Origin of the sequence: Bartonella sp. CL162QHHD, from assembly GCF_042195435.1 — a bacterium.
In the GTDB taxonomy this organism is placed as follows: Bacteria; Pseudomonadota; Alphaproteobacteria; order Rhizobiales; family Rhizobiaceae; genus Bartonella.
This window is the reverse complement of the sequence record NZ_JBHIOG010000019.1, coordinates 1-12,982: the sequence shown is the minus strand read 5'-3', so window position 1 is coordinate 12,982 and position 12,982 is coordinate 1. Positions and strand designations below refer to the sequence as shown.

Sequence of the window (12,982 nt, the reverse complement as noted above, 5' to 3'; positions counted from 1 at the left end):
GCTTTACTGTTATACTAGTCACATTTACCGTTATACCATTTACGAGTGTCATCGTAAAATGTCTGTCGTGTGCGTTGAGAGATGTTTCTTTAAAACAAGTACATAAATATGCAATACTAATATACAACATAAGTATATTTCGTTTGGAACGTTCTTTACTTTTGTGCAAAACATGCCCCATTAGAACAGCATTAACCAATCTTGCTATGAGATAAACGATCAAAAAACATTTTTGTCTTCCTCCGCTCACCTTAAAGAACCAAGATCTTAACTCCATCTGCTCTGTACGCAGTCCGAATTTTTGTCAAACGATCTTCTCTTGACTTCCACTCTTGTGATTCACTTAAACGAAAGGCTCAACAAATAAACCTACGAATATTCATCGCACACTAAAAAATACTTAAACATTCCAAGAAAACTTATATGCCTTATATTACCGTTATAAATGACAGTGCTTTATAGCATAACAGGAAAAAAAAGTTTCCAGCAACACAAAACTTACAAAAGCAATCAATAGTCCTTTTAAAGCTTTCTTTTTTAGGATTCACAATACTCCCACTCCTTAAGCTTTTATAAAAAAGGAACGATTTTAAGCTTGCCGAATATATTGTAGCAGCATATATTACAGATATGTAACATATTGTTATTCATAAAATCACCTCAAAAAGAACAGAAAGAGGTTTTTATGGCTGATCTCGTAAAAGCCGCTATGCTTTACTCAACCTTAATTATCACCATCAATGCTTTTGTTGTTATTTTAGTTCTCGTAATAGAAATATACTAAGCATACTCTCTTGGCTTATTGTAGTTTGCGCAAATAAGCATCTTAATTTCACATAAGATCAAAGAAAAATTTTAATTCTACAGATAAACCACACACCCAATTTCAAACATCACTTGCAACTATTTGAGTGTAAACTCTGCTTTTTGTATGCATTTTTAACCATCAGTGTCCGTCTTTTCACGCTATCTTGAATCTCAACTTCATTCCCACCTTAAAAAACGAAATTTTCTACCAGATCCGATCTGTAAATACTTTGTCTCCATTATTGAGTAAGCTCCTCTTGCTTCCCCCCTTCAGGGCATATCACAATTTTAAAGGATAATATTTCATGAAGCTTATAATAAATCTATTGAAAACCATCTTTACCCTTATGAGAAAATAAACCAGCAGCATCACACACTTTTCCAGCCCCAAATGTTGCAAACAATCTTTAGCACTTGAGATCGTTCATAAGAGGCATTTTTACTTCTTTCTTCAACAGTTTTTATCCACACGGTTCTCCATGCTTGTAACGTGCAAGCAGATGGTTTTAATTGATTCAACCTAGAACAGATTTGGAATAAGAGAATCTTACTATATTCGAGATCCTTATTCAGTATAAAATAATTAAATTATTTTTATAAATAAAAGTGTTATTCAAAAAAATATTCATCACACACTCGAGAACAAAAAACACCTCATACGTAAATTTTTATATGAGCTCCACCGCTCAACATGATAATATTACGACACAATCAAGATAAAAAAATAACAAGGGAAACCCTTGCAAACTCAGAAAAGAGAGGGGAAAAATAAAAAGGTGTGGAAGGCGCTCAATTCCTCACAAATCCGGCAAAACCGTCCTAGCAAAACTGCATCACATCTTAACTAATGTTATAATATTCTCAAATCAAAAGCAATTTTTTAAAATAGTTTGAGAAAAACATTTGAGTATGAAACGATAATAATTACATTCAGAATGTTTTTCTCTTTATTAAAACAGAGAAAAGTAATTCCCAAACAAATGTTTCCTCCCAATTTTTCCGAAATTAGCCGCAACGCTTAAAGACGATCTTAGTGTGATGAAACATTTATTTGTGATAAAGGCAAAAAAACACCCCAAAGATAAATTTAATCTCATATTTTAAATACATGTAACCAAAACATTAAAAAATTAGCAGTAACACGTAACAACTCATTGGGAGGAAATACTATCTACAATTGAAAGCACTTTTGGGCTGAACAAATGACAGTATAACATCCGTTTACACAAAGAGTACAGATCGTAAACGACTAATTCTTGAAGCCATAAAAAGACTCTCTAAAAGTTAGAGAGAGCCTAAAAAACGCAATAGAATCAATAACTAAACAATTCCTTATTTATTGAGCTGTATGTTTTTAATGAATGCCAAACATAAGTTCCATATATGCTTGTCTGGCATGTTGGCAATTTTTAGATTTCTCCATAGAAGATTGATCCAGCTTTTCACATTTTTTTGCCCACTCTTCGAGTAATGTTTTATCTTTCTTAAATTCCGCTACGCTGTAAGTTTTTTCGCAACCAGCAACGACAAGTCCAGTACAAACCAGCAATGCTATAATAATGGCTTTATTCATGATTTAATTCCCTTCCTTTTTCTCTTCAGTTTTTTTCTCGTCATCATGTACAAAGCTCGAACCAGGCCAATCTCGGGCATGAACTTCACGATACGCTTTATCTGCGTTTTTACAATTTTGAGAATCTAAATCCCCTGATATTATGCATTTCATTGCCCATTGCTCGAGTAATTTTGGATCTTTCTTAAACTCTGCTACGCTATAAGTTTTTTCACAACCAGCAACGACAAGTCCAGTACAAAGCAGCAATGCTGTAATAATGGCTTTATTCATCAATAAAATTCCCCTTTTTTTCAAATTTACAAAGTTTAGGACACAATTTAGCACCCGATTAAAATTGTACATTCAGTTCATTGTGCATTTTCAAAAATTTTAAAATCCACTTCTGTGCGCGATTTTTCCCAATCTATGATGATAAATCGCGTACAAAGAAAAATACCGCTATCAATATATTTTTATGATTTAATTATTGTCCTGCTGTTTTTCAGTTTCATTCCCCTTTTTGCTACTTTCACGAAGTTCCTTTGCAAGATTTCTATAATGCTCTTGAAAAAGTTCCATATCGGCTTGCATGACATTTTGACAATTCTTGGTTGCAAAAGCAGAGGGGCCCATTTTATCGCATTTCTTTCCCCATTCTTGCATCAATTTTTTATCTTTCTTAAATTCTGCTACGCTATAAGTTTTTTCACAACCAGAAACGACAAGTCCCACGCAAAGCAGTAGCGCTGTTATAATGATCTTGTTCATGATTTAACCCCTCTCTTTGTTTTATATTTTATTAACAATATCTTTGGATTCACATCCCCTCCTATATTGTAACCTTGCGTCTAATTTTCCTTTGCAAATACGTACACTTCCAACGCAAACATGTTAAATCATGAAAACTGCCTTTCATTTATCAGACTTGTATTTGTAACATTATCTGCACGGCAGCTCTTTGTATTTGAAGTGTTAAAACTTCAGCAAAAATTCTGATATCTTGACATTCTCAAAAAGCTTTTTAATCATTTCTTTTCCTTCAAGAACCTCTTGGTAACGAGAAGCAGCACGATATCTTACCCAAAATTCGTCATGCCTATATCCATTGCAAATTCCCTGCAAACGAAAAAATACACCTTTTAATCAACAGATTGCGCTCTTATCATTTCTAAACCACCGGAAAAGAAAGAAAGCTTTAAGTCCCCCCTGTACTTTTTAAAAGCCAATAGAAATGCTAAAAAAGCGATCTTATACATTCCAATTGAAGAAAAAAGCCTATTGCCTTGCGTACCATTACGACTGGCATTAACTATTTAAGACTATAAAATCATATAAATGTAAGAAATATTGTCTATAATATGCTCAATGACTTCTTTTGTTTATTAGGAAAACTTATAGCGCGTCAATATCAGTAAATTTTACTTATTTTTAGCCCCCCCTTTATAAACAATGAATATAATTTAATAAAACGGATTGCTGCATAACAGAAAAAAATAATCAACGCTACTCTTAATTACATTATTTACGCATGTATTAAGTACAATAAACAAAAAAATAACCTGATGTTTAAAATCATTATCAAGATAATTTTTATGGAAGAATAAACTTATCTACTCATCTAGCGGATAAGATCACAAGTAGTATGATGATTATCACATTTATAGGGAAAAGTTTGAAACGGAGAATTTTTCGCAAACTCATAGCTCTTTCATGCGATGATACAGAACCTTATGAAAAACAACTTGAATGAAGCAACCATCGTGAAAAAAGAAGAGCACTTTTATTATTAACTTCGTATAAAAACAATCGATATCATCTCTAGAAAAAGCACTCAAACCAACGAAATTATCGTATCATTTTTTACACTTTTCCGTATTTTTGTGAAAGCAATTCGCGGACCTCATCAGCTATTTTAGTTCCACGACTTGCACAACTGACCTTAATCAACCGATGCAAACTTTCTGGTATATCAATCGTGAGGCGCTTCATACCTCCACTCATGCTCCCTTTGTGGCTTCCTACCCATGCATCCGCTGTTAAAGGAATTGATTTATTCGTTGGTTTTGTGCCGATTTTAATTTTTTTATTCATCGCGCTAACTCCTTGATTTCGGCTGCAACCGCTTCAATCTCTGCTGCTGCTGGTCCTTGCTTATCAACTTCATAAACCGCCTTCCCCTGTGCTGCTGCTTCTGCAAAAATCACGCGCTGCGCAACGCTAGAAGAAAGAACATGCACAGGGTATATGCCAAGAGCTTCGTTCACATCACGCCCTATCGCTGTATTGACTATTTTACGATTAATGACAAAAGCAGATTTGAGATTTTCTTTATAAACACGTGCTTCGTCAATCAGCTTTACAATTCCATCCGCTGCCCAAATATCATAGGGACTAGGCAAAACAGGTATAAGCACCAAATCCGAAGCCATAAGAGCACTACGAGCAAGATCAGTTACACGCGGAGGACCATCGATAATAATATGATCATAACCATGACCAATCTGTATAATCTCTTTGTGAACCGTTGCACGCGGTAAACCAATAACCGAAAACAAAGGTGCATCTTCACGCGCAGCAGCCCAATCCAATGCGCTTCCCTGTGGATCAACATCAATAAGCAATACCCGTGCACCGGTACGGGCAAAACTGGCCGCAAGATTAACACTCAACGTCGTTTTTCCGACACCTCCCTTTTGATTCAAAAGTCCAATAATCATTTATTACGCCTTTCAGCATTATCGTTTTTACGATTATACAGAAAGTAATAAAAGAAACAAGCATCCAATACGTGCAAAATAACCATTTCTCCTATTTTTAGGATAAATAACAATAGCCCGCAATTTTTTATAATATTCTTTTAGCATGAGCAAAAACATTATGAAGATGATATTCTTGAAAAGAACAAAATAAATTTAAAAGAGGCATGCTCTTCTTCCCCCTCCCTAAAACGAAGATTCTTAAATCCATGTCGATCTGTAAACAATGCGCTGTAAATGATCCAGCTTCTTATTTTGCGCCAGCCTTTTGGGCTTCTCCCTTCATGCAATCCACTTAATACAACTCTACAAACAAGCTCCACTCTGAATATACAACAAACTATAAGGAGAATTCATTGTTTTGCACGTTGAATGAGAGAGCCGAAATCAGGAAGATTCTCTCATTTCATGCCTCTTATATTAAATTAATCAAAATCATATCTCTTGTACGTACAAGCAGGGCTGGCGTGTGGGCAAGAACTGTACAAAAAAGGATTTAAAATGCTTCTTATGCAGAATCTCCAGTACCAAGAACTATTACAATATTGGGGGCTGGCAAATATAATAGGTGCCGACTTCCTTCTTCATAAGCGTAAAAAGGGTGGTGATCCATGAATTTTATACTCTTTGACGCTCGACAGAGTAAAATGGGCTTAAGAGAAATAAGGGTGCCTCTAGCAAGCGCGTAAACAAGCAACACAATGAAATGTCTATGTTTAGTAAACACTATAGATTATCCATAAAGACCAAACATCCGTCTTTCATAAATCGCATAACGAACATATTGCGGAGTGAGATATTTTGCATCTTATAGCTCATTTTTCCCAAATAGATTTTCTCGACAAAAAGAATATTTTTGTTAAGATGCCACTGAAAAACTTACCTTCATTATGTTCTTTCTATATACCAGACCAGAGGGTATCGTGAAGATCATGCAATTGGGAATAAACAAAAATGAATTTACAACAAATTGAACATGATATTTTTATCAGCGCCCAACTTAGCATAGAAAATATCAAAACATTGGCACAAGCTGGTTTTAAAACAATTATCTGTAACCGCCCCGATCACGAAGAGCTCCATCAACCTGACTTTTCTAGCATTAAAACGGTCGCAAATGAATATGGCATAAAAGCCTATCACATTCCCATTTCTCCTCCAACTATAGAAAAGTCAGCTGTTGAAGCCATGCAAACAATTTTAAAAACAGCCTCTCTGCCTCTTCTTGCCTATTGTCATCACGGATCACGCTCGCTGCATCTTTATCGTTTAGCGCGTCTTTAAACAGAGGGTTCGCACACTTCCTCCTCGCCTTAAAAGACGAAAATTCTTAAATACACATCGATTTGTAAAAAACAATCTGTCAATAATCTTTGTCTTGCGCCTTTCCCTTGGCTTGCCACTTCATAAAACTCTACAAGCAAGCTTTGCTCCTCAATATACAACAAGCATGCACACCCGACGCCATAAAAATGCGTGAAAATTCATATGATGATCAAAGAAAATTATTTTCACCTCACTTTTTATCACTGCTCCACCTTCTTTTTCTCTTCCTTTACCAATAGGAGCTCATTCGTACGCCACAGACACCTAAAACGACAGTAAAACCACTAAGAAAACCCCATATTCCGAATAAAAGGCGTGCAAAGTATTTTATAAAAAAAGCCGTAAGCCATAATCTATGATTAACTACAACATATTGATTTATAACAATTAATTATTTTGCACGTTGAATGATAAATCCTAATACCGTAAGATTCTCTCAAGTCTATTTATAGTGAAGCAATCAAAAGCGTGTTTCTTGCATGTCACAAGCAGGAAGTATTCGTGTGAAATAAAACGAGTTAAGAACAAACTCTCATAAACGCTCTCAAATAGCCAAGACTGTACAAAACTGAAGGCTTGTCAATATAACGGATGGTGTCGGATTGCTCTTTTATTAGGCATAAAGATGATAGCGCTCAACGAAGCTTGCACGATACCATTCATGAGAGCCATCATGAAAATGAATATGGGAAGCGTTGAGAGATATTTCTTCAAAAGAAGCGCATAAATTAGCAAAACAAGGATATTCCAGCATTTTATTTTACCTGTGGGGCGTGATATCCTATTCAAAGAACAACAAAAGCCTGAAGCTGTTATTTTCATGATTTAAGAGATATTGCTCTGGACCCTTTTGAAAGTAGCAAAGCCGAATTTAAAAAAGACTGTCATCTGGACTGATTTTCCCCTTTATAACTTCATATTTTCCCCAATAAAGCTGTAAACCGGTTTCAGAGATTACGCAAATGGATAATGCAATAGGGCTCTCCTCATCTAGCATACAAAAGCTGTAACAGTAGAGAGAGCATTAAAGCGCCTTAATCCTTATCTCAAACATACTGCTCGCGTTGAGGAACACTAAAGAAAAAGTTTTATAAGAAAAACAACACCATAAAGTCACGAATAGACCGAACATAGATTGGAAAGATGTTCTAACTTTTATCCAATATTTCTATCAAAAAACAACAAAACATTATTGGCTTTGTGTTTTCATATCCTTACAACACTGTCTTTCCTTTTCATTATAGGCGTTACATTTGTGAAAGACAAAGGAAATATATGGATAGTTTTTAACTTGAAAATCTGAAAGATTGACGTGTTACGACAACAAAATTGTGCCTTTATCCATCAAAAGCATTAGAAATTTTGAAACAAATACACCTGCTTTCTCGCAATGATTTCTTTTATCTACAATCAATCGCAGTCTCCTTAATATGCATTCCCCATCACAATATACAAGAGAAACAAAACTTAAAGCATTTTCCAGCAGCTTCATTCTCGTTTACGTGATTGGTTAGCACGAAAACTGCTGCTGACCACTAATCTTCTTCACAAGACTCGACAAACAAAACTTTTGTAAAAATATTCATTACATAATACAAAATATCACATGCGTAAGGTTACACGAACCAACTCTCATCATAAACGATGATACGGCATAAATGACATAATAAGCCAAATTAGAAAAAAGAAACAATAAACTTTTAAAATAAAAAAAGTCATCAATTAAATTTTATCAAACTATAAGCTTAAAATCGCAAGAAATTTTAAAAACAGCCTTTCTCCTTCTTCACGTCTATTATTGCTAAATAGGCTGGTTGCTTATTCTTTACTGCATCTTTTATGATGAGTTTTAACGTATCAGAAAGAAACAAGCAGTAAAGTTTTGAATGACAACAAAAACCATAAAGTTAACTTTGAAAAAAATGATGCCAAAATCAGATCTTCAGATATTCGATTCTCCCTCTCAACAACGGAAAAAACATATATTCCACGATGTTTTGGAATATATGTTTGTGATTATAATCACTTTAAGTGCTATTTTTACGGCTATTCTCTCTTTTTCAGATCAGTTTAGGACATATTTTTAAAAGTAAGCAGCCTATCCAACGTTGATAATGGTTGTACTGTCTTTAAAATTTCTTTTGCTTTTTTTTCATCACGATGCATTTGCGCAATCAAAGGTTCAAGCCCATCAAATTTTTCTTGTCCTCGCAAAAACTGGAAAAAAGAAACGGTACAGCTTTCCCCATAAAGGTCGTCGTTAAAGTCAAACAAATAGGTTTCCAAAAGGGGCGCACCATCTTTAACAACCGTTGGACGACAACCAAAGCTTGCAACACCATCATACAAAACACCATTCGCACGACGCAAACGTACCGCATAAACACCATGAGCCAAACGAACTTGGGGAGGCAACATTTGATTAGCGGTAGGAAATCCCAAAAGACGTCCAAGTTTTTCACCTTGAATAATATTGGAGCGTATCCGATAGTGATACCCTAATAAATGGGCTGCTTTGTCCACTTCCCCTTGTGAGAGAAGTTGCCGAATAAAACTAGAAGAAATGATCAAAGGTTGTGAATCTTGAGAACGAGAAACGCAAGAAACTTGCACAACCTCAAATCCATATTTCTCTCCCCTTTGGCAAAGAAGATGTACATTTCCGCTTTTCTGATGACCAAATTGAAAATTTTCGCCTGTCACCACAACTGAAACATCAAAAACTTCCTTTAAAAACGACTTGATAAATTCGTCCGCTGAAAGAGCGGCAAACTGTGCATCAAACGGCTGTTCAATCACGCAGTCAAAGCCAAGGGTTTTAAAAATTTCAGCTTTTTCAGCTGCCTCTGTCAAACGATAGACAGGAGCTGAATGTTGAAAAAAACTTCTTGGATGGGGTTCAAAGGTTAAAACAACTGCTGGTTTCTTTTTTATACGGGCGAAATCAAGCGCTTTTTGCAACACCACCTGATGTCCGCAATGAACACCATCAAAATTTCCAAGTGCCAACACTGCTCCCCGCCAAGCCGAGGGAAACATATGAATTCCCTGAAGACGCAAAAAATTAGTCATTACTGAAGTGCCCACATGATTGCTTGTGGTTTATAACCATGACGTTCAAGAAAAGAATGCAAAGCTTGCTTATCAACCACACCATTTTGCGTATAATCATAATGATGAATCCCCCCCATAATATAAAGGGCATCAAGACCAAAATGAGCCGCCCCCTTAATATCCGTTAAAAGACCATCACCAATAGCTAAAACTTGACTTTTTTCTACTGTTCCCCGTATTTTTTGAAGTTTTTCAAAGGCACATTCATAAATAGGCGCGTGAGGTTTTCCAGCAATGCGCACCTCCCCCCCTAATTGTTGATAAAGACGAGCCAATGCACCAGCGCACCAAAATTCTTTATTTCCATAATGGACAATCACATCTGGGTTCGCACAAATAAAAGGTAAATTCCGCGACCGCATGCGACGAAACATCTCCTCATAAGCAGAGGGTTCTTCGTCAAAATCTTCAAGAAAACCGCTACAGACGACAACAGAAGCCTCCCATTCTTCAACAAATTCACACTCTAACCCTTCAAACAGCACCAAATCATGCTGTGGACCAATGAAAAAAACTTTACGCGGAGCAGTCAGAATAAGATCGCGCGTTACATCCCCTGAAGTGATAATGGCATCATAATAGTCGCTATGAACATTCATACTTTGTAATTGAGCAGCAACATCTTCCCGTAGCCGAGGAGAATTGGTCAATAAAATGACAGTTTTTCCCATTTGTCGGATTTTATACAACGCCTTCAACGCTGGTTCAAATGCATGTACACCGTTATGCACAACACCCCACACATCACAAAAAACAGCATCATAATGCGCTATAATAGTCTCAATATGGGTAACTTCATTCATGGTGCACCTATCTCTATTTGTCATTTAAAGCTGTCTTTTACTTCAAAATTACTTACCGAAAGATAATACTTGTGTCATCTGCTTTCTCAAACCATATCCCAACTTTTTATCGTCTATAGAGATCATAAGAAATGATAAAATAACTAAGTTATCATTAAGTTGTGCAAAATTCTAAAATGCTTGATAGCAAAAGCTTATCATTCCCCAATGCTCATTTTTCTCATAAAAATTTTAATTCTAACAACAACGACGTTGGTAGAGTTTTTTATCTAAAATACTCAAATTCTTCACTGAGAAAATAAACGTATCCCCCTCTTAAAAACATGCATCATGAGAAAGCCCAATATATTTTCTCATTTCAAATCTGTTTATATTGAATCAATCAAAACTATTGACTTGCACATTATAAGCGGAGAGCCTACAGATAAAAACACGTGAAGAAAGAAAAAATAGCTCTTATGCTCCCTTTCAAAGGCAAAAACTGTCGTAATATTTTGAACTGGCCGAGAGTATATGCCGTCCGAGCATCTTTTTTTCAATATAGCTTTTATCCCATTCATAGAGGCTTTTACACTACACACTTTACGAAGCACCATTGTAAAATAGGCGCTAACATTGAGAAATATCTTCTAAAACAAACATGTGAATATACAACAATCAGATCTATAATGTTTTGAGTTTATTTTGCATGAGGGCTCTTTACTCATAAAAGCTTTCCCCTATCATCATGATATCTCAGACGCATCAAAACAAGCCATTTTGGTATTGGTTAAGAGCAACACCGTAAGCGGTGCCTTGAGCTTAAAAACCAAGGTTTACCTTCGTAAAATGCATATCTGATGTCATGCGTTTAGTAAGCAAACCTTAAAAGTTTGAAAGGCAAACAACCTCTCATTTGGAAAAATCTGTCCGTCTCAAGAAAAACTATTTTTATTGCCAATCTCCTAAAATTACTTTATGAGTCAGAAAGTGTCTTGGTCGCATACGCAACGACCAATAGGGATTAAAAGCCTGAAAACTCAAACATGAATTGACCCCGCTTTGCGGATATCCCGGAATTCCGGGAGATTTTGCTATGTCCAAGTGCTTCTCAGCACTAAAAGCAAAATGCTGATTTGAGTTCAGTACTTTTAACTCCCGGAATACTCATGCGAGGGCGCTCGCAGCCGGTGGGGGAAAAATGCAAGCTCCAAATCTTAATATTGATCTTTTTGTAGGCAAAAAGATTCGCTTTAGGCGAAAAATGCTAAAAATGTCTCAAAAAACATTAGGGCATTATTTAGGTGTCACTTTCCAACAAATCCAAAAGTATGAAAAAAGCTTAAATCGCGTGAGCGCAGGGCGTTTAAAGGAAATTTCCGATATTTTGAATGTTCCACTTGCCTTTTTTTACACTGATATCATCAAAAAAGACAACACCCCGTACCATTATGATGAAATCGCCTCGAGCAAAGAGGAATATTTGCTTTTAAAAAGTTTTAGAGTCCTCACATCTGTCAAACAGAAAGCGATTTTAAACTTAATTTGTGATTAAAATTAAAACGCTTTAAAAGCATAGCTATAGGGTGCTACACGCCCTATTTTTGGCTTTCTCCCCACACCTTCAAAGGATGCCCCCCTTCTTAAACCGGTTGATGAATAATCCGCCTTCTCAAAAATAGCTCCTTCTCAGATTCCCATTTCATATGGTTCCTTTCACAAAATTATACAAGCAAGCCCTCCCTTGAATATTCATCACACTCTCTCATCAAAACACCCCATGTATAAAGTCTTATGTCTTATATCACCACACCCGCAAACGATAGCGTTTTACAGTACAACAGAATAAGCATTTATCCGTATTTAAAGGGGCTACCTTTTCGCTATGGACGCTCTCTTTATTTTAGATGATGTGCATTAATATACCTGCATAAAGACTTAGTATCTGTTATAAAGTTTTAAAGGCATATTTTTCCTCTAAAATCTCAATGCTACAGCAACTCTATCATAAGGCAACACATTGATTTATAATGAGTGTTCATTATTGTACATGTTAAATGAGAATCCAGAATATCGTAAGATTCTTTCATTTCAAATCTGTTCCATGTTGAATCAACCAAAACTATATCTCTTGCAGGTTACAAGTGGGAAGAGGCGTATGGATAAAAACTATTAAGTAAGAATTAAAAATGCCTCTAATGAACCGTCTCAAGTACCAAGAGCTGTAAGCAACACCCACAAGCTGACAAACTGTGTCATGTTGCAAGGCTTACTCCGTTATGAAGCGTAAAGATGGGGGGCTCAATGGATTTACCCTTATACCCTTTACGGATAACATGTAAGTTTTATGTAAAAATAACTTGCTGTATTTATACAGCTTTTTTACTGTGAGGGACGCGTAAATAAAAGTTAGGGAATAGGATTTTCTAACATTTGTCTACAACAGTAGCATTTTCTTTTCTTTGCGCTTCGCTAATCATCTCTAATAATGTTTTGAATGCTTCTAAATCCTCTTGTGAAAAATCTTTTAAAGTTCTAACAAACTCACCAACAGCTTCACGTCTCAACGGATCAGAAGTCTTGATTGTAAAACTTTTGCGACAAGCATCCGATTCTCTTCTCAAAATTTCTGCTACCTCTTG

The 12,982-nt window shown here is 35.8% G+C and carries 10 protein-coding genes and 1 pseudogene; 2 read left to right on the top strand and 9 right to left on the bottom strand.

The window, feature by feature from the left end; translation table 11 throughout:
• Positions 1 to 2,161: 2,161 nt before the first annotated feature.
• The 5 genes from ACFILD_RS01970 to parA all read right to left on the bottom strand — a co-directional run bounded on the left by ACFILD_RS01970 (position 2,162) and on the right by parA (position 5,079).
• Entirely contained in the window at positions 2,162 to 2,380 is a 219-nt protein-coding gene (locus ACFILD_RS01970; RefSeq protein ID WP_273790972.1) for an EexN family lipoprotein, read from the bottom strand.
• A 3-nt stretch (positions 2,381 to 2,383) separates the two neighbouring features.
• Positions 2,384 to 2,653 carry an EexN family lipoprotein gene (locus ACFILD_RS01965; RefSeq protein ID WP_375637738.1) on the bottom strand — a complete coding sequence of 90 codons (270 nt, stop codon included), beginning with the start codon at positions 2,651 to 2,653 and terminating at the stop codon, positions 2,384 to 2,386.
• Positions 2,654 to 2,842: 189 nt separating this feature from the next.
• Complete coding sequence (locus ACFILD_RS01960; protein WP_273790970.1) at positions 2,843 to 3,130, bottom strand: EexN family lipoprotein; 288 nt, start codon at positions 3,128 to 3,130, stop codon at positions 2,843 to 2,845.
• Between the two features lie 1,092 nt (positions 3,131 to 4,222).
• Positions 4,223 to 4,453: a plasmid partition protein ParG gene (locus ACFILD_RS01955; protein WP_273790969.1), complete on the bottom strand. Its 231-nt coding sequence runs from the start codon at positions 4,451 to 4,453 to the stop codon at positions 4,223 to 4,225.
• Complete coding sequence (parA, locus tag ACFILD_RS01950) at positions 4,450 to 5,079, bottom strand: ParA family partition ATPase (RefSeq protein WP_375664693.1); 630 nt, start codon at positions 5,077 to 5,079, stop codon at positions 4,450 to 4,452. The genes ACFILD_RS01955 and parA overlap by 4 nt, the downstream gene beginning before the upstream one ends.
• 993 nt (positions 5,080 to 6,072) lie before the next feature.
• Here parA and ACFILD_RS01945 point away from each other — a divergent pair.
• Positions 6,073 to 6,402 (top strand): TIGR01244 family sulfur transferase, encoded by a 330-nt coding sequence (locus ACFILD_RS01945; protein WP_375643562.1) that lies wholly within the window; start codon positions 6,073 to 6,075, stop codon positions 6,400 to 6,402.
• Positions 6,403 to 7,057: 655 nt separating this feature from the next.
• Here ACFILD_RS01945 and ACFILD_RS01940 read toward each other — a convergent pair.
• The 3 genes from ACFILD_RS01940 to ACFILD_RS01930 all read right to left on the bottom strand — a co-directional run bounded on the left by ACFILD_RS01940 (position 7,058) and on the right by ACFILD_RS01930 (position 10,361).
• Complete coding sequence (locus ACFILD_RS01940; RefSeq protein WP_375637739.1) at positions 7,058 to 7,198, bottom strand: hypothetical protein; 141 nt, start codon at positions 7,196 to 7,198, stop codon at positions 7,058 to 7,060.
• Positions 7,199 to 8,514: 1,316 nt separating this feature from the next.
• On the bottom strand, positions 8,515 to 9,516 hold the full coding sequence (locus ACFILD_RS01935) for a bifunctional riboflavin kinase/FAD synthetase (protein WP_273790966.1): 1,002 nt from the start codon (positions 9,514 to 9,516) through the stop codon (positions 8,515 to 8,517).
• Positions 9,516 to 10,361: a TIGR01459 family HAD-type hydrolase gene (locus tag ACFILD_RS01930; protein ID WP_375660101.1), complete on the bottom strand. Its 846-nt coding sequence runs from the start codon at positions 10,359 to 10,361 to the stop codon at positions 9,516 to 9,518. The genes ACFILD_RS01935 and ACFILD_RS01930 overlap by 1 nt, the downstream gene beginning before the upstream one ends.
• Before the next feature lie 1,180 nt (positions 10,362 to 11,541).
• Here ACFILD_RS01930 and ACFILD_RS01925 point away from each other — a divergent pair.
• Positions 11,542 to 11,895 (top strand): helix-turn-helix domain-containing protein, encoded by a 354-nt coding sequence (locus ACFILD_RS01925; RefSeq protein ID WP_375660102.1) that lies wholly within the window; start codon positions 11,542 to 11,544, stop codon positions 11,893 to 11,895.
• A gap of 871 nt (positions 11,896 to 12,766) precedes the next feature.
• Here the strand turns inward: ACFILD_RS01925 and ACFILD_RS01920 are convergent.
• Positions 12,767 to 12,982: pseudogene (locus ACFILD_RS01920) on the bottom strand (XRE family transcriptional regulator); the annotation flags it as partial.

Coding starts and splice junctions, on each gene's coding strand:
- ACFILD_RS01970 (WP_273790972.1), bottom strand. CDS start 2,380: ATGAATAAAGCCATTATTATAGCATTGCTGGTTTGTACTGGACTTGTC.
- ACFILD_RS01965 (WP_375637738.1), bottom strand. CDS start 2,653: ATGAATAAAGCCATTATTACAGCATTGCTGCTTTGTACTGGACTTGTC.
- ACFILD_RS01960 (WP_273790970.1), bottom strand. CDS start 3,130: ATGAACAAGATCATTATAACAGCGCTACTGCTTTGCGTGGGACTTGTC.
- ACFILD_RS01955 (WP_273790969.1), bottom strand. CDS start 4,453: ATGAATAAAAAAATTAAAATCGGCACAAAACCAACGAATAAATCAATT.
- parA (WP_375664693.1), bottom strand. CDS start 5,079: ATGATTATTGGACTTTTGAATCAAAAGGGAGGTGTCGGAAAAACGACG.
- ACFILD_RS01945 (WP_375643562.1), top strand. CDS start 6,073: ATGAATTTACAACAAATTGAACATGATATTTTTATCAGCGCCCAACTT.
- ACFILD_RS01940 (WP_375637739.1), bottom strand. CDS start 7,198: ATGCTGGAATATCCTTGTTTTGCTAATTTATGCGCTTCTTTTGAAGAA.
- ACFILD_RS01935 (WP_273790966.1), bottom strand. CDS start 9,516: ATGACTAATTTTTTGCGTCTTCAGGGAATTCATATGTTTCCCTCGGCT.
- ACFILD_RS01930 (WP_375660101.1), bottom strand. CDS start 10,361: ATGAATGAAGTTACCCATATTGAGACTATTATAGCGCATTATGATGCT.
- ACFILD_RS01925 (WP_375660102.1), top strand. CDS start 11,542: ATGCAAGCTCCAAATCTTAATATTGATCTTTTTGTAGGCAAAAAGATT.